At 68.6% G+C, this 19,903-nt stretch carries 11 protein-coding genes; 2 read left to right on the forward strand and 9 right to left on the reverse strand.

Annotated features, from left to right (window positions below):
• Positions 1–3: 3 nt before the first annotated feature.
• The 5 genes from KF833_17615 to KF833_17635 all read right to left on the reverse strand — a co-directional run bounded on the left by KF833_17615 (position 4) and on the right by KF833_17635 (position 6,894).
• The gene (locus KF833_17615; GenBank protein ID MBX3747128.1) at positions 4–1,542 is read right to left on the reverse strand and encodes a YdiU family protein; all 1,539 of its coding nucleotides are present in this window, start codon (positions 1,540–1,542) and stop codon (positions 4–6) included.
• Positions 1,543–1,584: 42 nt separating this feature from the next.
• Entirely contained in the window at positions 1,585–2,718 is a 1,134-nt protein-coding gene (locus KF833_17620) for an ABC transporter permease (protein MBX3747129.1), read from the reverse strand.
• Positions 2,715–4,007, reverse strand: coding sequence for an ABC transporter permease (locus tag KF833_17625; protein MBX3747130.1), 1,293 nt, complete (start codon positions 4,005–4,007; stop codon positions 2,715–2,717). The genes KF833_17620 and KF833_17625 overlap by 4 nt, the downstream gene beginning before the upstream one ends.
• A 95-nt stretch (positions 4,008–4,102) precedes the next feature.
• Positions 4,103–5,035, reverse strand: a complete 933-nt coding sequence (locus tag KF833_17630) for an ABC transporter ATP-binding protein (protein ID MBX3747131.1) — start codon at positions 5,033–5,035, stop codon at positions 4,103–4,105.
• Positions 5,036–5,214: 179 nt separating this feature from the next.
• Entirely contained in the window at positions 5,215–6,894 is a 1,680-nt protein-coding gene (locus tag KF833_17635; GenBank protein ID MBX3747132.1) for a glycoside hydrolase 43 family protein, read from the reverse strand.
• A gap of 449 nt (positions 6,895–7,343) precedes the next feature.
• Here KF833_17635 and KF833_17640 point away from each other — a divergent pair, with 449 nt between their 5' ends.
• Positions 7,344–8,678 carry a PQQ-binding-like beta-propeller repeat protein gene (locus tag KF833_17640; GenBank protein MBX3747133.1) on the forward strand — a complete coding sequence of 445 codons (1,335 nt, stop codon included), beginning with the start codon at positions 7,344–7,346 and terminating at the stop codon, positions 8,676–8,678.
• Positions 8,679–8,715: 37 nt separating this feature from the next.
• On the opposite strand, the gene KF833_17645 is transcribed toward KF833_17640, so the two are convergent.
• From KF833_17645 to KF833_17660, 4 genes are read right to left on the reverse strand one after another with little or no spacing between them, the layout of a single operon-like run.
• Positions 8,716–11,019: an ATP-dependent Clp protease ATP-binding subunit gene (locus KF833_17645; GenBank protein ID MBX3747134.1), complete on the reverse strand. Its 2,304-nt coding sequence runs from the start codon at positions 11,017–11,019 to the stop codon at positions 8,716–8,718.
• Positions 11,020–11,040: 21 nt separating this feature from the next.
• A complete protein-coding gene (locus KF833_17650) occupies positions 11,041–14,295 on the reverse strand; it encodes an ATP-dependent Clp protease ATP-binding subunit (protein ID MBX3747135.1) in 3,255 nt (1,084 codons plus the stop codon).
• A complete protein-coding gene (locus KF833_17655; GenBank protein MBX3747136.1) occupies positions 14,292–17,567 on the reverse strand; it encodes an ATP-dependent Clp protease ATP-binding subunit in 3,276 nt (1,091 codons plus the stop codon). The genes KF833_17650 and KF833_17655 overlap by 4 nt, the downstream gene beginning before the upstream one ends.
• Before the next feature lie 55 nt (positions 17,568–17,622).
• Positions 17,623–19,254 carry an STAS domain-containing protein gene (locus tag KF833_17660; protein ID MBX3747137.1) on the reverse strand — a complete coding sequence of 544 codons (1,632 nt, stop codon included), beginning with the start codon at positions 19,252–19,254 and terminating at the stop codon, positions 17,623–17,625.
• Between the two features lie 250 nt (positions 19,255–19,504).
• Here KF833_17660 and KF833_17665 point away from each other — a divergent pair.
• Positions 19,505–19,903: transposase (locus tag KF833_17665; GenBank protein MBX3747138.1), on the forward strand; the 399-nt coding region annotated here is incomplete at its 3' end.

The following is a 19,903-nucleotide window of genomic DNA, read 5'->3' on the forward strand; positions in this document are numbered from 1 at the left end:
GACTCAGGTTCCACAGAAGGTGCGGCATCGCGGCGTCCCCGGCGGCGGCGCATGGCGCAGGCGATCCGGTTGACCGTCCTCGTCGTAGGGCCGGGAAACCGCCCGCAGCACGTCCAGAAACGGCGCCAGGTCCTGCCGTTCCGTGGCGGCCTCCAGGACTTCCTCCACCACATGATTCCGGGGGATCACGGCCGGATTGTGGGCGTTCATTCGCTTCATCACCGCCTCCGGCGACGCGCCCTGCGCGGCCAGTCGTTCCTGCCACCGGTTCCTCCACGGCTCCGGAGGAATCCGTGCCGCTGTCCTGGCTTCCTGGCTGTCCGCCACCCTCGAACCCCCGGGATCGCGGGTCACCCGGGACGCCAGTTCCCGGAAGGTCTGCGTATGGTCCGCCGCCTCGCGGTGCATCCAGTCCAGCAGTTCCTCGAACAGGGTGTCGTCCTCCACCTGCGGCTCGAGCAACCCGAGCTTGCCGGCCCGGGCGGCGCGGGCATGACGCCGGTAGCGATCCTGAAATGTGTCCAGCACCGCCTGAACCTTGGGCACCGCCGCGTTCGGATCCGGGAGAAACAGCGGCAGCAGCGCCTCGGCAAACCGCGCCAGGTTCCAGGCGGCGATGGCCGGTTGCTGGCTCAAGGCATAGCGGCCCTGGTGATCGATGGAACTGAACACCGTCCCCGGATCGTAGGCGTCCACAAACGCGCAGGGCCCGTAATCGATCGTCTCCCCGGAGACCGCCATGTTGTCGGTGTTCATGACGCCATGGACAAACCCGACCCTCATCCACGCGGCAATGAGGCGTGCCTGCCGTTCCACCGCCTCCTCAAGAAGCCCGAGGATCGGCTCGTCCGCCCCGAGTCGATCGGGGAAATGCCGGCGCAACGTGTATTCCGCCAGCACGCGCAGGGATTCGACATCGCCCAGCGCGGCGAAGTACTCGAACGTCCCCACCCGAATATGACTCGCGGCGACGCGGGTCAGCACGGCGCCCGGAAGGGCCCGCTCCCGAAACACCGGTTCGCCAGTCGCCGCCACGGCCAGGCTCCGGGTGGTGGGAATGCCCAGCGCGTGCATGGCCTCGCTGACCAGGTACTCGCGCAGCATCGGACCCAGGGCAGCCCGGCCGTCGCCCCGCCGTGAGTACGGCGTCGGCCCCGGCCCCTTGAGTTGAATGTCCACCCGCCCGCGCGACGGAGTCAGGTGTTCCCCCAGCAGAATGGCCCGCCCATCCCCGAGCCGGGCGAGGTGTCCGAATTGATGGCCGGCATAGGCCTGCGCAATCGGCTCCGCCCCTTCCGGAACCGCATTCCCCGTCAACCACGCCGCCGCTTCCCCGTTGGCGAATGCCTCCGGGTTCAACCCCAGTTCCTCCGCCAGCCCCCGGTTGAAGACCACCACGCGTGGCGCTGCCACCGGCGTCGGGTTCACCCGGGCGAAGAAGGTCCCGGGCAATCGCGCATAACTGTTGTCAAACCGCCAGCCGGGCTGGCTGCCTTCGGGTCGGATCAGGCTGTCGGTCGTGGCAGATGGGTGTCGTTCCATGTCCTGGGCTTGGTGTTCTCGCCGCCTCTCCACCCCCTCCGCCTACCGGAGGCGCAGGAAGCGCGCGGCGGCAACATTGGCGGCGATGCCGAAGAGCGCCAGCACGCCGATGGACGGCAGCGCCCGGTCCAGTCCGGCACCGAAGGTGATCAAGGTGTGGAGGGCACTCAAAGCCCAGCCCGTCGGCACCGCGTTCGCCAGGTGGCGTGCGAAAGCCGGCGCGATCTCGATCGGCCACCAGCACCCGCCCAGCGCCGCCGCCGGCAGGGCGATGGCCAGGCAGATCCCGATGACCTTGTCCTCCGAGGCCACGAGAAAGCCGATGAGCATTCCCAGCGAACCCGCCACCCAGGCCAGAACCCCCAGCGTCAGCAGCACCCCGACCAGGTTGGCCGCGACGTCCACCCCAAGCACCCACTGCCCGACCAGCAGAAGGACGCCGACCTGCACCCCCGCCAGCAGCATCAGCGCGTAGAGGTTACCGAAGAGGATTTCACGCGTCGTGATCGGCTGCGTCGCCAGGCGGGCCAGCAATCCGCTCCGGCGGTTCTCCGCCACCCGGGCCCCGCCGAAGATCAGAAGATTGAGGAAGAGATAGGCCACCAGGTTGCCTGGAAGCGAGAACCCGAACCCCACCGGGCGTGGCTTCCGCCCGGCATGGCTCGACACCAGCCCAACCGGCTCCGGCACCTCCATCAGGGCCAGCAGGGTTTCCTCGGTGGGCGGCGCCCCGGCATGCTCGATGGCGTGACGCGCCAGCCGCGCATTCATCGCCAGCAAGGCGCGCAGCAGGCGGAGCTTCACGATCTCCGCCATGCCGGTGTCGGAGCCTTCGAGGACGTGCAGCTCCAGTTCAACCTTTTCGCCCGCGAGGATGCGGTCGGTGAAATCGGCGGGCACCGTGATCCCCCGCCGGGCCTCGCGCCCGTCCTGGTCCCCAAGCAGCGTGAGCCCCTGCTGACCCAGTTCCCGCAGGAACACCCTGCCCAGAAAACCCGCATCCCGGTTGTCGATCCGCACCCCCGGGCGCGCGTCGTCGGGCCCGCCCGGCGCAGGGGCCGCAAACGACATGAAGTACACGAACACCAGAGGCACCACGAACAGCCAGAGGTACATGCCGCGGTCGCGCAGGAACAGCCGCACCTCGTGGTGCCCGATGAGCAGAATCGCCCTCACGCCCGCACCCCCTGTTCCAGCCGGCGCCGGAAGATCGCCGTGGCGGCGCCCAGCCCGATGGCCCCCGTCAGGACCAGCTTTCCCGCCGGGACCAGCCATTCGGCCGTTCCACCGCCGTTCTGAAGTCCGCGCACCGTGGCGGCGAACCACGCCGTGGGCAGGAAGGGCGCGATGCTCTCGCGGAGGAAGGCCGGCAGCATCTCCGGCGGAAACATGCATCCGCCCGCCAGGGCAAGACCCATGATCGCCAGGTTGTTCAGAACGTCGGCGCGTCGCTCGCGACCCGCCAGGGCGGCCAGCAATCCGGTGATTCCCGCCCCGCACACCGCATAGGCTCCCACCAACCCCAGGACCTCCCACGGCCGTTGCCACGCGAACTGGAAAAGCACCGCGCCGCCGCCAAAAAGGACCGCCGCCCCGAGGAGCACCATCGACGCCGCAAAAACCGCCTTGCCCATCACCAGCATCAGCAGCCCCTCCCGCAACGTCTTGAAACGTTCGAGGGTGCGGAACCGCTCCTCCCGGTACAGGTCCCGCATCGCATGGTCCGCCAGATACAGCAGGAACATCGCCGCCATCCCGGCGAGCAGATGGGCAAAGATGCCGCTCCCGAATCCAGCCGTCTGCGGCGCCGCGTCATCGGGACGTTGAACCTCGGTGAATCCGACCCGCGGCGGGGCCAGGTAATCCGCGGCGGGTTCCAACCGCTCCCGCAGGTTGCGCAGCAAATCCCCCGCCTCCACCAGCTTCTCGAACAGCGGCGCGTCCCTCTCGACCAGGCTCCGAACCTCGCCCAGCGAGTCCCCCGAAACCAGGCGCAGGGCATTGAGTGCCGTCGTGATCAGTCCCAACGCCTCCTCGACCACACGCGGGTGAATGGCCTGCGCCGGGTTCTTCACCACCTCGATCGACGTCGTCGCCTCCAGATCGAGGTACCCGTCGGTGAACCCGGCCGGCACGATCACCGCCGCCGACAACTCCCCTTCGGTCAACAACCGCAGGGCCTCGCCGCGATCGACGAACCGCGCCCGCAACCGGAACGGAACGTCCCCGCGCGGTTCCGCCGTCGTCATCTGTTCCATCGCCCCCCGCAAAAAACCGGTCAGCGCCGTTTGGTCCTCATCGACAAATGCCACCCGGATCTCCCCAAGCCCGCCCCCTCCGCCCCGGGGTCCGAAGATCCATCCGATCAGGCCCGTGATCAGCAGCGGAACCGCCAGCGACACCAGCCATGGCACCGGATTGCGCCGGGCCCGTCGCAGATCCTTGACCAGAAGGGCGCGCATCATGGCCGCCCCCCCCTTGCGGCCCGGGCGCCGCGGCCAAGCCGTTCTGAAGTCCGGACCCATGCCATCCCCGGTTGCTCATCGACGTCATCGGTCTCCTACTCCCGCAATTCGCGGCCGGTGAGGCGCAGAAAGGTGTCGTTGAGGCTGGGGCGTTTGAGGGCGACATTCTCGATCCGCACGGGCAGCGCCAGCAGCTCGCGCAGGCATTCCGCCGGATCGCGCTCGCCCCGGGCCGCCACCACCAGTTGCCGGTCCGTCTTCTGCACCACATCGAACCGCGCCAGAAAACCCGGCCACTCGGCGGGCTCGACATTCTCGAACCGGGCATCGACGCAGTAGAGGCGGTCCTCGCCGGTTCGTTGCCGCAATTCCTCGACGGTACCCTCGGCAAACAGTCGTCCGCGGTCGATGATTCCAATCCGGGCACACAGCGTCTCCGCCTCCTCGAGATAGTGGGTCGTGTAGAGGATCCCCGTGCCCCCGTGCACCAGCCCGCGGACGAATTCGAGGATGTTGGCCCGGGCCTGGGGATCGATGCCGACCGTGGGTTCATCGAGCAGGAGCAGGCGCGGGCGGTGCATCAACGCGCAACCCAGGTTGACTCGCCGCTTCATGCCGCCCGAGTACGCCTTGACGGCGTCCTTCGCCCGGTCGCCAAGCGTCAGCGCCTCGATCAGTTCCCCTGCACGGCGGCGGGACGCCGGCGCATCCAGCCCGGCGATGCGACCCCAGAATTCGAGGTTCTCACGTCCGCTCAAGTCCTCGTACACCGCGAGTTCCTGGGGCACCACCCCCATCACCCGCCGTGCCGCCTGCGGGTCTGACCAGAAACCCGCCCCGGCCACCGTAACGCTCCCCGTGTCGGGCCTCAGCAGTCCGCAGATCATCGAAAGCGTGGTCGTCTTGCCGGCTCCGTTCGGACCCAGCAAGCCGTAGATCTCACCTTCCCGCACCTCGAAAGACACGCGATCCACTGCCTGGATCCCGCCAAAGCGCTTCGCCAATTCGCGGACCTGAAGCAGGGCCATCGTCGGGCGAGTGTGCAGCATCCACCCCCCATGGGGAGCCAAAAGCCGGCTCCGCCGCTCCGGATCTCTGCAATGAGCCGCCGAAGCGGCTGAGTTCATCGGAGCGCAGCAGGCGTGCGACTTCCTCATGGCAGGCACCGTCCTGCCGCGTACCAACCGACTGCAGTCCAGTCACCCGGTCAGTGGTCGTCCGTAAGGGTGTCGCTGAGCCGAAAGAAATCGAAGTCCGCGTAGCCGCCCGGCGTTCGGGTCGCGTACTGAAACAATCCGAAGCGATACCCCATGAAGTGCGGGATCGTGTAGCTCATCCTCAAGGTTCCCCCGATGGCCACCCACGTCTCTCCATCCAGGCTGTAATAGAACCGCGCCCGGTCCGCCTGGTCCCGGAAATCGCACTCGGCCTTCAGGAACACCCTCTCCTGCCCCAGGGCCACCCGTTCCTCCGTCGAAGACGCCCCCGCTCGTGCCTGGACCATCTCGACGAACCGCGCCCCACCCTCCACCCGGACACCCACCAGGCCGTAATCCCGCTGCAGCAACGCCAGCCCCGCGAAATCCCCGTCCTTCAGGTTCCCGGCCTCCACCGCGGTCGAGCCAGCGCAGACCGGCCCAAAGGTCCGTTGGGTGAGCGTGTTGCGAGCGGACAAAATATCCGGATCCGTACGCCCCGCGGTGAGCCGCAGATGGCCAGGACGTTCGGTCACGGACCAGTACCGGGGGTCCGGATTGTGGTTCCACTGCCAGACCCGCGGCAGCGCCCGGTCACCCGGCCGGCGCTCGAAGTCATCCGAGGCCACGAGACCGGGAATCACCCCCCGGCTCCGGGGCAGATTCAGCGTGTCCGGCACCTTCCCATCCACGCCCAGCACCGGCCATCCATCCTCCCAGCGGACCGGCACCAGATAGGGAATCCGCCCGACCGCCCCGGCATCGCGAAAGAGGTATGCGAACCAGTCCCCCGCAGGCGTGTCGATCAGCCCACCCTGCGCAACCCCCCTGTCCCGGAGCCCGAGCCGGCTCTCGTACGGCCCCGTGATCCTGTCAGCGCGATGCAGGATCACCGTCCGCATGCCGCCCCTTGGCCACGCAATGTTGAGGAGGTAGTACCTGCCGTCGATCTTGAACAGTTGCGAACCCTCGGGCGGCAGTCCCATCACGCCTCCCGCCACATGACTCGCGTTGGGAACCACGATCGAATGGAAACCTCCCGGTTTGAGCCCGGACAAGTCCTCGTTCAATTCGACCAACCGCAGGTCCCCGACCCCATAGAGCATGTAAACCCGGTCGTCATCATCGAAGAAGAGCGTGTGATCATGCAGGGCGGGTCGGAAGGATCTCACCTCCCAGGGCCCCGCCTCGATGTCCCTTGTCGAGTACACATGGGTCTTCCCGGTCGTCTGCGCGAAGGTCGTGGCGTAGTAGGTCCCCTTGTGGAAGCGCAGACTGCTGGCCCACGAACCGCGTCCGTAGGTGCTCTTGCCGCCGGTCAGGTTCAATTCATCCACCTCGTCCAGGATGTCGTAGGCGTATGCGACCAGTTCCCAGTTCACCAGATCCTTCGAACGCATGATGGGCAGTCCCGGACTCAAATGCATCGTGGTGCTGCTCATGTAGTACGTCTCGCCCACCCGGATCATTGCCAGGTCCGGCACGTCCGCCCACAGGATCGGGTTGGCCGCCTGCCCGCGGTCCGGGACAGCCGTCGCGGCGGCGCCGACCTCCGCCAACCCAGTCTCGATACGGGGTGTCGCAGCGTGAACCTCGCCCCAGGCCGGCAGGACGAAACACCATGCGCTCGCCAGCAGCAGGAGCAGCGGCGACAGGGGAACCGGGGTGCGGATCGGGTGTCTGTTCTTCATCTTGAATTCGGACCGTCCATCGATCAGCCGCCCGCACGATTGCGGCGTCCGGCCCCGGATGGAGCGGATGACGCGAATCCTGCACTCCCGACAGCCCACGGCCATCCATTCGTGGCGGGTAGCACCTGACCATCGGGCCAGCGTCAATAATAAAGTGTCAGCTTTATTACTGAGGAATGCGGGCCAGCGTCAACAACAAGCTGTCAGGTTTATTGCTGATTGCTGTGCTGTGTCAGCTTTATTGCTAAGGAACGGGGAACGAGCAAATAAAAATGTGCCTGTCTTTATATTTGAGTACTTGTCTATCGGGTTAGCGTCAACAACAAAGTGTCAGCTGTTATGTTGAGAACGAGTAAATAGTAATGTGCCTGGCTTTATATTTTTCACCCAACGAATCCCCTTGAGTTCCCCGACCTGTCGAATTTCCCTCTGCACCCTCATCGCCACGCATGAACCGCGTCCTTGAATCCTTGGTCGTCCTCGCCTCGACGGCTTCCGTCGCCCTCGCGGAACCTCTTGAATGGCCGGAATGGCGCGGCCCCGGCGCCCAGGGACATGCACCCGATCGCGGAGTCGCCCTTCACTGGAGCGACACTCAAAACGTCACTTGGAAGACGCCGATTCCCGGACGTGGATGGTCGTCGCCTGTCATTGCGGGCGATCAGATCTGGCTGACCACGGCCCTCGAAACCGAGGCCAGCGCCGAGGACGCTGCGCGCCGGCTCCTGGCCAATACCGGCGATCAACCGCTCACGCTGATGGAGGCAGTCGAGTATCGGGCCGTCTGCGTCAGCCGGGAGTCGGGCAGGATCCTCCGGGACATCTCCCTGTTCACCGAGCGGGAACCCCAGTGGGTCCACCGGTTGAACAGCTACGCCTCGCCCACGCCGGTCCTCGAGCCCGGCCGGCTTTATGCTCACTTCGGAGCATCCGGCACGGTCTGCCTGGACACTGCATCCGGAGAGCTACTCTGGCGGAACTCGGACCTGAAGATTCAGCACGAAAACGGGCCGGGCAGCTCGCCCATCCTCTGGCGCAACCTGGTGATCGTCCACATGGACGGCAGCGACCTCCAGTACGTCGTCGCCCTCGACAAGCACTCCGGTCAGGTGGTCTGGAAGACGGACCGCACCGGCAGCATGCACACCAATCCCCAGCTCAAGAAATCCTACGCCACCCCGCTGGTGATCGAGGTGGAGGGCCGGGAAACGCTGATCTCCCCCGGACCGAACTGGCTCTACGCCTACGACCCCGCCACCGGCCGCGAATTGTGGAAGCTCGATCTGGGCACCCTCAGCTTCTCGCTGTCCGCCCGCCCGGTGGTCGGCCACGGAATGATCTATCTCAGCACCGGCTACTTGCGCCCCGAGTTGCTCGCCATCCGCTACGGCGGAGGCGCCGAACCTTCCATCGCCTGGCGTTACACCCGGGGCGTTCCCACCATGCCGTCCCCGGTCATCGTCGGAGAGGAACTCTATTTCGTCTCCGACTCCGGCGGCCTCCTGACCTGCCTCGATGCGAAGACCGGCCGCGAACACTACCGCGAACGCCTCGGCGGCGATCACAGCGCCTCCCTGCTCCACGCCGATGGCCGCATCTACATCCCCGGCCGCAACGGCACCACGGCCGTCGTCCGGCCCGGAACCACCTTCCATGTGCTCGCCAGGAACGAACTGCCCGACCCGATCATGGCCTCCAAGGCCGTCGCCGACGGAGCCCTGTTTCTCCGGACCGCCGCCGCCCTGTACCGCATCGAGGACAAGACACTCGCTTCGACTCCGTAAGCGCCGCCCGGACGGCACCGATGACCCGGGGCCCGTCTCAACCTTCGATCTCCCACACGACCCGCCCCTCCACCAATCGGGCGCGCAAAGTGCAGTGCGAGAGATCCGGATGCTTCAGAAGGAAGGCCGCCAGCGGTCGCACCACCTCGCGCTCGACGGTCCTTTGCAGCGGCCGGGCCCCGTAACGCCGGTCGAAACCCACCGCCGCCAGGTGCGCCTCCAATTCCGGATCCCAGACCATCTTCAAACCGGCGCGCGCCATCCCTTCCCGCTCCGGCACCCCTTCGAGTTCCAGCCGGGCGATGCGCCGCACCACCTCGGGCGGCAACGGTGAGAACGTCACCACGCTGTCCAGCCGGTTGAAGAACTCCGGACGGAAGAACGACATCGCCTCCGCCTCGTAGGCCGGCCCGCCCCCGGTGCCGAACCCCAGCGCCCCCGCCGCGCTGGCCCCCAAATTCGAGGTCATGATCACCACCGTGCTCCGGAACGTCGTGGTCCGCCCCAGCCGGTCCGTGAGCCTCCCCTCGTCCAGCAGTCCCAGCAGCAGATCAAACACCTCCGGCGCCGCCTTCTCGATCTCGTCCAGCAGCAGCACCGAGAACGGCTGGCGCCGCACCTGCGCGATCCACGCGGCCGGTTCGCCATCAGGCCGCTGCAGCAACCGGTCCGCCGCCGTCGGCCCCGCATACTCGCTCATGTCGAGCCGCACCAACCGGTCGGACGCCCCCTCCCCATGCCCGAACAGGAACTGCGCCAGGGTCTGGGCCAGAGCGGTCTTGCCAACCCCGGTCGGACCGCAGAAGAACAGCGCGGCCACCGGTCGCGCCGGATCGTTCAGGCCCGCCTTCAGGGTCGTCACCACGTTCGCCGCTGCCTCGCATCCCGCGTCCTGACCCACCACCCGCGCCGCCAGCGCCAGTCGCACCTCCTCGTGCGGCAGCGGCCGGTCATCCCGGTACAACGTCTCCGGCAACCCCGTCGCCCGGGTGAACTCCTTCCACACCGCAGGAGCGTCGAGCTGGGCCGTTCCCGCAGCGGACACCCGATCCACCACCCGCCGCAGAAACTGCGCCGCCGGCCCCGGCAGCGTCTCGCCTGGCCGAAACCTCTGGAACAATCGCGCCGCCGCCTCGACCGCCCCCGGCACCACCTCGACCCGCCGCGCCTGGGACGCCGCCGCAGTCATCTTGCGCAGGGCCGACAGCGTCGCCCCTTCCGTCATGGGTTCGATCCGGCAGACCTCGAAGGCATCCACCCAGCCGGGCAGCAAACGCCGGCACGCCTCGATTTCCGCAGGCTGCGCTTCGGCCACCATCCGCAGTTCGCCCCGCGTCAGGAACGGCAGCAGGAAGGCCGCCACACTGTCGCCCGGCCCGGACCCGCCCAGGCGCACGAGATCGATCAGACTCTCCACCCACAGGATCCCGCCCGCGTCCGCCAGTTCCCCGATCATCTCCTCGCACCGCGCCTCCCACTGTCCCAGATACTGCATCCCCGCAATCAACCGGGCCGCCCCGGTCAGCCAGTACCGGTTCCCGGTCGGAACCGCCTCTTCCTCCCCCGGCAACTCCTCCCCCGACGCCGGCGCCGTGGGCAGCCGGGCCAGACGCCGAAAGGCCTCGGCCAGAACCGTTGTCTTCCCCACCCCGGGTTCCCCCACCACCGCCAGGTTGGCCCGGCCGTCCCGCAATCGCGCCACCAGGCGCTCCACCGCCTCACCCCGTTCCCATGCCGGGCCGATCCTCGACTGAACTCCATGCGCTCCCTGGACCGCCTCGGCCACCGCCGTCAACGCCGGCCAACGCGACTCCATCCGGGTTGCTCCTCCCCGACCCGTCCCCCCAACCCGCACCGGCACCATCCGCAGTTCCACGTCCCGGACCCGCAGGCGCAGGGCCAGTTCGTTCGGGCCCAGCCCCTGCATCGCCGACTGCGCATAATGCACCACCAGTTCCTTGAGGCGCTCCGGTTCGGCGAAGTCGAAATGCACCCCCAACGTGGGCAGCGACGCCACCCAGCCCCGGGCGACGTCCCAGGCCCAGACGCAGGGCACCCGCATCGTCGCCGGTTGCTCCCCCAGGACCCGCCGTTCCCCCGATCGATGCTCGGGCCGGACCGACACCTTCACCTCGGTCAGCGCCACCTTCTCGAGATCCGTCTCCACCCGCCAGCACTGCGCTTCGCACGCCCACTGGAGGAACTCCTTCATCTGCCGCAGCGCCTCGTCCGCCGTCAATCCCACCGCCGAGGCGTTCTCGAAGTCCTGCACCAGCGTCGCCGTGAACCCCCCGGCGCCATCGCGCCAGAGACAGACGGGAACCTGGGTGAGTCGTGGCATGAATCCTCCCGTGATCGCGCTTCACACCGCTCCCGGCGGCCCTCCCCGTTCCCCGGGCCACGGCAACGCCCGCAGCAGCAACTGCCGCAAATGCCAGCCGGTGAACGGCCCGATCAGTTCCCAGCCGCTCCGGTGGTCCACCAGCCGGTTCGGATGCCGGAACGCCCTCAACAACCATCCGCCCCCATCCGTCCCCGGCCCACCCGCCAGTCCCAAACCATCCGTCCCCTTCTCCGCATCCGGCGCTTCCTCCACGCCCACCCGCAGGATCAACAGGCGGCCGTCCGGCCCTTCGACACTTTGCAGACCCGCCTCGGAACCCGCCAACCCCAGCGCCCCGGGCCCGGCGAACTCCACCCCGCACGGACGCCCGTTCATCAGGTCTTCCTCGCCGCCGACCGCCTCGCACCGGTAACCCCACAGTCCTGACAGGCAGTCGTGGTACGCCTTCAGCCAGCCCGCCGGCAGCGCCACGCCCCCGCCCCCGTCGATCCCAAACGTCACCCGCACCCGCTCCTCCTTCGCCGCCCGCAACAGGTGATCCAACAGGCACGCCTCCCCCGCCAGCTCCTCCCACAGACCCATCCCCGATCCCCCGCCCGGCATCCCCTCGCCGCCCGACGGCTGAAACGGCGTCGTCTCCTCGGAAACGCCCGCGTCCGACTCCGCTTCCTTGAATCGTGCGGCCCGCCGGTGCCCGCGCCTCAGCGGCTGCATCCTCGCCCCCGCGCCGCCATGATGTCCCCCCTCAGCCAATGCCCGGCGGAAAATCGCCCGCACCCGGCGCCACTGTTCCCGTGCCGCAAAATACCTCGCCTCCTCCACCCCCAACCCGCTCATCCCCACCGGCCCCGCCGGCGCCAGCCGGTCCACCCACTCTTCCAACCGCCCGATCCGGCTCTCCCAATCCGCCTCGCGTTCCTCCGGCCCCGCGTCGCGCCACCCCCCCGGCCGGTCCTGCCGCACCGCCGGTCGCAACGGGTGCGCCCCCACCTCCAGTCCCGTCGGACCCGCCCGCAGCGCAATCCGCACCACGTCCCCCGCCACCGTCTCGACCAGACGCCGCGCCAGGGGCTGCGCCACGTCCCGTTCCACCGCCCGCTTCAACGCCCGCGCCCCAAGCCGGGGATCCCGTCCGCTCTCGATCCATCGGTCCATCGCCCCCGCCTCCACCCGCACCACGCATCGCCGCTGATGCAACCCGTGCCGGTTCAGGACCGCCGCCAGATGCCGGTCCGCCAGTCGCGCCAGCTCGTCCCGGTCCAGCGCCCGGAACGGAATCACCCGGTCCAGCCGGTTGAAAAACTCCGGACGGAAAAACGCCCGCGCCGCATCCACAAACACCGCTTCCGCATCGGTGCCGTCCGGCACGAACCCGAGCCGTTGCCCCGCCTCCCGCACCCCCAGGTTCGAGGTCATCACCACCAGGCAGCCCGAAAACCCCGCCGTCCTCCCGTACGCATCCGTCAGCCGCCCCTCCCCCAGCACCGACAACAGCAGATCGTGCGCCCGCGGATCGGCCTTCTCGATCTCGTCGAACAGCACCACCGCGTACGGCTGGCGTCGCACCGCCCCGGTCAGCAACCCCTCCGGATCGCCCAGCGTCCCCGTCAGCCGCGCCACCGCCGCCGGCGTGACATATTCGTTCATGTCGAACCGCACCAGCCGGTCCGCATCCCCGAAGAGAAACGCCGCCAGCGCCTTCGCGCATTCCGTCTTCCCCACCCCGCTCGGCCCGAGAAACAGCAGGCTGCCCAGCGGCTTCCCGGGATCGTTCAACCGGGCCCGCGCCAGCCCCACAATGTCCGCCGCCGCCCGCAACGCCGCCGCCTGTCCCACCACCCGCCGCGCCAGTGCCTCGAACACCTCCTCCGAACCCCACTGACGGCGCCGGTCCAGGAAGATCGGACTCAGGCCCGTCCGGTCATGAAACTCGGCGATCACCTCGGGCCGCCCGATCGTCTGACCCTGCCGCTTCAACGCCACCTGGCGCAGAAACCCCGCCGCCTTCCCCGGAAACTCCGCCTCGCCGTCGTGCCGCCCCACCAGGTCCACCACCGCCGGCAGGACATCCAGCGTCAGCCGGCAATTCTGCCGTTCCTCGAGGCGCCGCTGCACCGCCACCAGGCAACGGTACGTCGCCGCCTCGTCCAGCGCCGGCACCCGCAGGATCTGGAACAGGTCGGCAAACCCCCGGTCCCGTTCGCGCAACGCCCGCCACCCCTCGGGCGTCACCTCGCACAACAACCGGATGTCCCGCCGCTCGATCCACGGCTTCAGCACATGCGCCACCGTGAGCCGCGAATGCGCGCTGATCCCGGCCAGGAACAACCCCGGCAGATCATCGAAATACAGCACGTGATCCCGCCGCTTCGCCTCCTCGAGAATCGCCATCAGCCGCTGCTCCCACTGCCCCAGGTACGACATCCCCGAAACCAGCCGCGCCGGCGCAATCTGCCACCATTGCCGCGCCGCCCCATCCCCCTCCTCCCGCCGCGCCAGCAGACGATGCAGCGCCTCGTGCACCACCGCCGTCTTCCCCGAACTTCGGGCCCCCAGCACCAGCACCGGCCGCCGTTCCCCGCCCGTCAGCAGCCCGGCCAGTTCGTCCACCTCCCGCTCCCGTTCCTCCGCCCGGTCCAGTTCCTCCGGATACAGCGCGTTCAGGCACCGGCCCACCCGCTCCAGCGCCACCGCCCCGGACTCGGTCGCCGGACCGCCGAGTTGCGCAAAACGTGGACGCTCCTCTTCGGCAAAGTGCACCGGCACGTCCACCGGCACCTCGACCCGCGTCAGCCACGCCCGCCGTGCCGACAACACCACCGCCGGCCGTTCGCTCTCCGATTCGTCACGCTGGACCCGGTCCCGGAAATGCCGCTGCAACGCCGTCGTCGCCCGCTCCACCAGATCCTCCCCCCGCCCCACCTCGAAATACACGTCCTCCAGCGCCGGCACCCGCACCACCCGCCGCTCGAACGCCTCCCACGCCACCAGCAGCACCCCCACCTTCGCGCTGCCCCACGGCCCCTCCAGCCGCAGTGTCACCCAGGCCTCGTCCAGCGGCGGCACCAGAAACGCCGCCATCAGTTCCTCATGACTCGGCTTCGCCGCCAGCGCCGCAAATTGCCGCCGCAGATCCGTCGTCAACCGGGCCAGCGCCCGCGACAACCGGTCCCCCGTCCGGTGCGGTTCCCCCACGGGCAACCCCCGCACATGGTACTGCGTCGCGCCGTTCACAACGCGCTCCTCGACATAGATCGGGACCGGACAGTTCATGGCGTCAGCGGCTCGTTCAGGCGGGCCTCGAACGCCGCCGTCAGGAAGGGTTCCAGCCCCGCCCGGATGTCCCCGTTCCAGGCACGCCGCGTCCCCGTCCGGTCGCTCAGCATCCCCTCATCCTGGTCCCACAGGTAGCGTGGCGAATCCCCTCCCCAACTCCTCGCCCCCAACTCGGGCGGCGGACGGTACTTCAACAGATCCGCCGCTTCGATGCGCGCCAGCAACGGCTGCGTCTCGCGGTTCCGTCGCACCGCATGCCAGCCGGCCACCACCTCCAGCTTCGGCAGGGCCAGCCGCCCCTCGATCTCCAGCACCAGCCCGTACCTCAGCCCATCCCCCCCCGCATCCAGGTGCCGCATCACGTCCGGCACCACCCGCAGTCGCACCGCCTGGCGCCCGATGGTCAGTGACCCGCCCTCCACCAGGAAATGCCCCCGCACCGCCAGTTCCCGTTCCCGCGCCAGCTTCACCATCGCCCGCACCCATCCCGCGAACACCGCCGGATCGCCCCGGTGATACAACCCCAGCAGGATCCGATCCGGCCGCCGCGTCCGGTCCCACAACAACTCCTCCAGCGCGCCCTGCATCTCCTTCGTCAACCCCTCCGCCGCCCCCTGCGCCTCCGGCAGGCACGCCTCCTCCCGGCTCGTGTGAAATCCCACCAGCGCCCCGGCCTCGGCTTCCGCACTCCGCAACTCCAGGCCTTCCAAGGCCCGCAACAGCGCCTGCCGCCGCGGCAGACGCGCCACCGCCTCCGCCGAGGACGCATCCACCCACTGGCCCCGTCCCATCCGCGCCCGCAATTCCTCCGCCCGGTGCACCGCGTTCTCGAGTTCCCGCACCGCCGCGCTCCGACGCAGCCGCTGCGCCCGGCGCCGAAGTTCCGACAACCCGGTCGCCACCCCCGCCAGATCCCGGCGCGGATCCTCCGGCCCAGCCGGTCGCACCCCGGTGCACCGGACCCGCAACGCGCCCGCCGAGACCGTCGCCCAGGCCTGCACCGGCTGGTCCTCCGCAAACCCGTTGAGCGCATGCGCCAGCGGCACCAGCAGTTCCCGCTCGATCACCCGCTGCAACGGCCGCGCCCCGTACGCCGGATCGAATCCCAGCCGCATCAGGTGCTCCGCCAGCGCCGGATCGCAGTCCACCTCCACCATCCGCCGCCGAATCCCGTCCCGCTCCAGCGCCCGCCCCAACTCCCGGCGTGTCACCGCCAACGCCGCCCCCTCGTCCAGCGGCAGGAACGGAATGATCCCGTCCAGCCGGTTCACCATCTCCGGCCTGAGGAATCGCTCCACCACCCCGGTGAAATGTTCCCGCGCGTCCCGACGCGCCCCCGCATCAGCCCGAAATCCCGCCGGCGCCCTCTGAAATTCCTGCGCCCCGAGATTCGAAGTCAGCACCACCACCGCGTTCCCGAACCACGCCAGCCGGCCCGCCGCATCCGTCAACCGCGCCTCCCCCAGCACCTGCAGCAACAGGTCGTGCACCGCCGGATGCGCCTTCTCGAACTCGTCCAGCAGCACCACGCAGAACGGCTGCTCCCGCAACCGCGCCGTCAGCAGCCCCTCCCGGTCCCACGCCCCGCCCGCCAGCCGCTCCACCGCATCCCCGTGCGCATACTCGCTCATGTCGAACCGCACCATCCGCGTCCGGTCCCCGAACAGGTACTCCGCCTGCGCCTTCACCATCTCCGTCTTCCCCACCCCCGTCGGCCCCACAAACAGGAACGACGCCAGCGGCCGCCGCGGCCGCGCCAGCCGCGTCTTCACCAGCGCCAGCGTGGACACCACCGCCTCCACCGCCTCCTCCTGCCCGATCACCCGCTCCTCAAACCACCGCCTCGCCGCGTCCGGATCGAAGGCCACCGTCTCGTCCAGCAGCCACCGCGGCAACCCCGTCTCCCGCCGGAACGCCTCCCGCACCCGCGCCCCATCCACCTCCAATGTCGCCTCCACCTCCACCTTCCCCCCGCCCGCCATGCCGTCCCCGGACACCCCCTCCTGCAACAGCGGCCGCACAAACCGCAACGCCCGGCCCGGACGCGCCGAATACCCGCCGTACCGCGCGTGCAGCCGCACCACCGCATCCAACCCCTCCTCCGACAACCCCCGGCCCCCGCCCGACCGCGACGCCCGTCCCGTCTCCCGCAGGATCCGCCGGAAGGCGTCCATCCCGGGTTCCTCGCAGCGCACCTCCTCGAAGGCCCGCAGCAACTGCGGCTCCATCCGTTCCACCAGCGCCAGTTCCTCGACCGTCGCCTCCGTCACCGCCAGCAGTTCCCCGCGCATCAGGTGCGGCCGCAGAAACGATCCGATCCCCTGCGCGTTCGCCACGCTCGCCCCCACCTGGATCAACTCGAAGATCCCCCCCAAATGCACCACCGCCCGCCGGTGCGACGCCTCCCGCACCATCTTCAGGCACCGCTCCTGCCACATCCCGTACCCGCTCATCCCCGCCACCAGCCGCGCCCCGCTGGTCGCGAAAAACGGGGTGTCCGGGAATCCCAGCTCCTGCCGCCGCCGCACCAGTTCCCGGAAGGCCGCCGTCTTGCCCACCCCCGACGGCCCCACCAGCAGCACACTCCGCGGCGGATTCCCCCCCAGCACGGTCGCCAGTCTTCCCACCACCCCCTCGTTCTCCCACGTCGCTTCGATCCGCTCCTTCCCCACGTCCAGCCCCACCTCCTCCAGCACCCGCCGGTCCGACTCCCGATCCTCTTCCCGCGCCAACGCCTCCTGCTTCGTCGTCGGCACCTCCACCACAATCTCGATCCGCCCCGTCTCCAACCCCTCCGGCTGCCATAGCCGCGCCAGTCCCCCGAGGGTTCCCATCAGACGCCGGCGCGCCAACGCCCCCCGCACCTCCGACTCCAACCGCTTCTCCAGATCCTGCCGCCCCTGCACCACCACCGTCAGCGCCAGCACCGGTACCCACGCCAGCACCGTGTCCGTCTCACCGCCCTCATGCCACAGCACGTAATCCACCGTCAGATCCACCGGCTCGCCCCACCACGGATGCCGCACCATCGGCGTCAATCGCAGCGTCCGCTGCCGAACCTCGGCCTCCACCCGGCCCCGCCGCCGGTGGATCTCCATCAGCGGCGTCTTCCCCAGCACCTGACGCACCCGCGCCACCAGCACCCGCTCCGCCGCCGCCGCGCTCTCCCCCAGCACCCCGACCTCCGGAAAACCCGGAGCGGTCAGCCACCACCATCCGGCGGCCAGCCGCGCTCCGACCGTCGTCAGTTCAAACGGAATCTGGGGCATGCAGGAACGCCCCGGGTTCTAAGCCAGCCCCCCTTCCCACCCAAGCCTTTCGTGCTTACCCCCCTCCCCCCACGATCTCCCGCGCCCTCGCCAGCGCCTCATCGAAGTTCCCGCAGAAGTTCTCCGGCCCCCACTTCTCGATCATCCCCGCCTGGCTCAACGCCATCAGCGGCTGCGTGTGGGCGCCGCTGAACACAATCCGCGATCCGTAACTCGCCCACTTCTCCTGGATCTCCTCCAGCGCATTCAACCCGGTCGCGTCCATCGCCAGCACGTCCTGCATCCGCAGGATCAGCACCTTCGGCCGTTCCTGCAGCCGCTTCAGCGCAGTCTCCAGCTTGTCCGCCGCGCCAAAGAGAAACGCCCCCACCAACCGGAATGACACCACCCCCGCCGGAATCGCCTTCCCTTCAGTCCGGTTCTCCGGAACGTCCGAGGTCTCCCGCGCATCGGCCGCGATGATCTGCGTCGTCGAAACAATCCGGTGGATGAACAGCGCCGCCGCCAGCAGCAGTCCGACCTCCACCGCAAACGTCAGGTCAAACAGCACCGTCAACGCGAAGGTCAGCAGAAACACTCCCGCATCCCCCCTCGGCCATCGCAGCAGACGCCGGAAATTGTGCCACTCCCCCATCCGCATCGCCACGTTCACCAGCACCGCCCCCAGCGTCGCCAGCGGGATGTTCCGCGCCAGCGGCGCCGCGAAGAGCACGATCCCCAGCAGCACCAGCGCATGCACCATGCCCGCCACCGGCGTCCGTCCCCCATTGCGGATATTCGTCGCCGTTCGCGCAATCGCGCCCGTCGCCGGAATGCCCCCCAGCAATCCCGACCCGATGTTCGCCACCCCCTGCGCCAGCAACTCCTGGTTCGAGTCGTGCCGGTCGTCGATCATCCCGTCCGCCACCACCGCACACAGCAGCGATTCGATGGCCGCCAGCATGGCGATGGTGAACGCCGGACGAAACAGCACCGGCAACTCCGCCCACGGGATGGCCGGGAGGGTCAGCGGAGGCAGGGAAGTCGGAATGTCCCCGAACGCCGTTCCCACCGTCGCCACCCCGCACCGGCTGTCCAGCTGCCACACCACCACCGCCACCGTCCCCAGCACCATCGCACCGATGCTCCCCGGCAGAATCCGCTGCCACCGCGCCGGCCAGCCGAAGATCAGCACCATCGATCCCACAGCCAGCAACACGCTCCACGGATTGATGTCCGCCACATGCCGGGCCACGAACACCACCTTCCAAACAAACTCCGGCGGCACCTTCTCCCCGGCCGCCAGCGGGATCCCGAGCAATTCGCGCCATTGCGAACTGAAGATGATGACCGCGATCCCCGCCGTGAATCCGCCGGTCACCGGGTACGGGATGTACTTGATGAGCCCCCCCAGCCGCGCCCAGCCCATCGCCAGCAGCATCAGTCCCGCCAGGATCGTGCACACCGCGAGATTGGCCATCCCGTGCTGCGCGTACACCGCGTACACCACCCCGATGAACGCCCCCGTAGGCCCCCCCACGCTCACCCGGCTTCCCCCAAGAAAGGAAATCAGAAACCCCGCCACAATGGCCGTGTACAACCCCGCGCTCGGGCTTTCCACCGACGCAATCCCGAACGCCAGCGCCAGCGGCAACGCCACCACCCCCACCGTCACCCCAGCCGTCAGGTCCCGCCCCAGATCCCCCATGGAATAGGACCTCAGGGTCTCGAACAGCTTCGGTCTGAAAAACAACGCGCTCTGCCTCACCGCAACCGCCCCATTCCGCGCCAAACGTCTTCACCTGTCACGGGCAAATCCGAAAACAATGGGACAGGTATTTAGTATTGACTCTCCCCACCCCCACATCTCACCCTTCATTCATTCACATCACGCTCCCGTTCACCCGCACCCACCTCTCTCACGCTCGCCGAACTGACATCCCGCACGCCCCCACCCTATGAGAACCCCTCGCATCAAGGCCGACCCCTCCCTCCCCGCAGTCTATCACTGCATGTCCCGCGTCGCCGGCCGCCTTCCACTCCTCGACGACTCCGCCAAGCACAAACTCCTCAACATCCTCCATCACCTCGCCCGCTTCTGCGACATCGACATCATCACCTTCTGCATGATGTCCAACCACTTCCATCTCCTCATCCGCGTCCCTCCCAAACCCCTACCAGACTCCATCCCGGACGACGTCATCCTTGCCAAACTCGAGGACTTCTACGGCCCCAAGGCCACTCTCCCCACCCTCGCCCGCGCCGCCCTCAATAAGGGCCAACCCATCCCCGACGACATCCGCCAGGCCGTCCTCTCCCGCATCGCCGACCTCTCCGTCTTCCTCCAAGAATTCAAG

This window comes from Verrucomicrobiia bacterium (genome assembly GCA_019634625.1).
Classification (GTDB): domain Bacteria; phylum Verrucomicrobiota; class Verrucomicrobiia; order Limisphaerales; family CAIMTB01; genus CAIMTB01.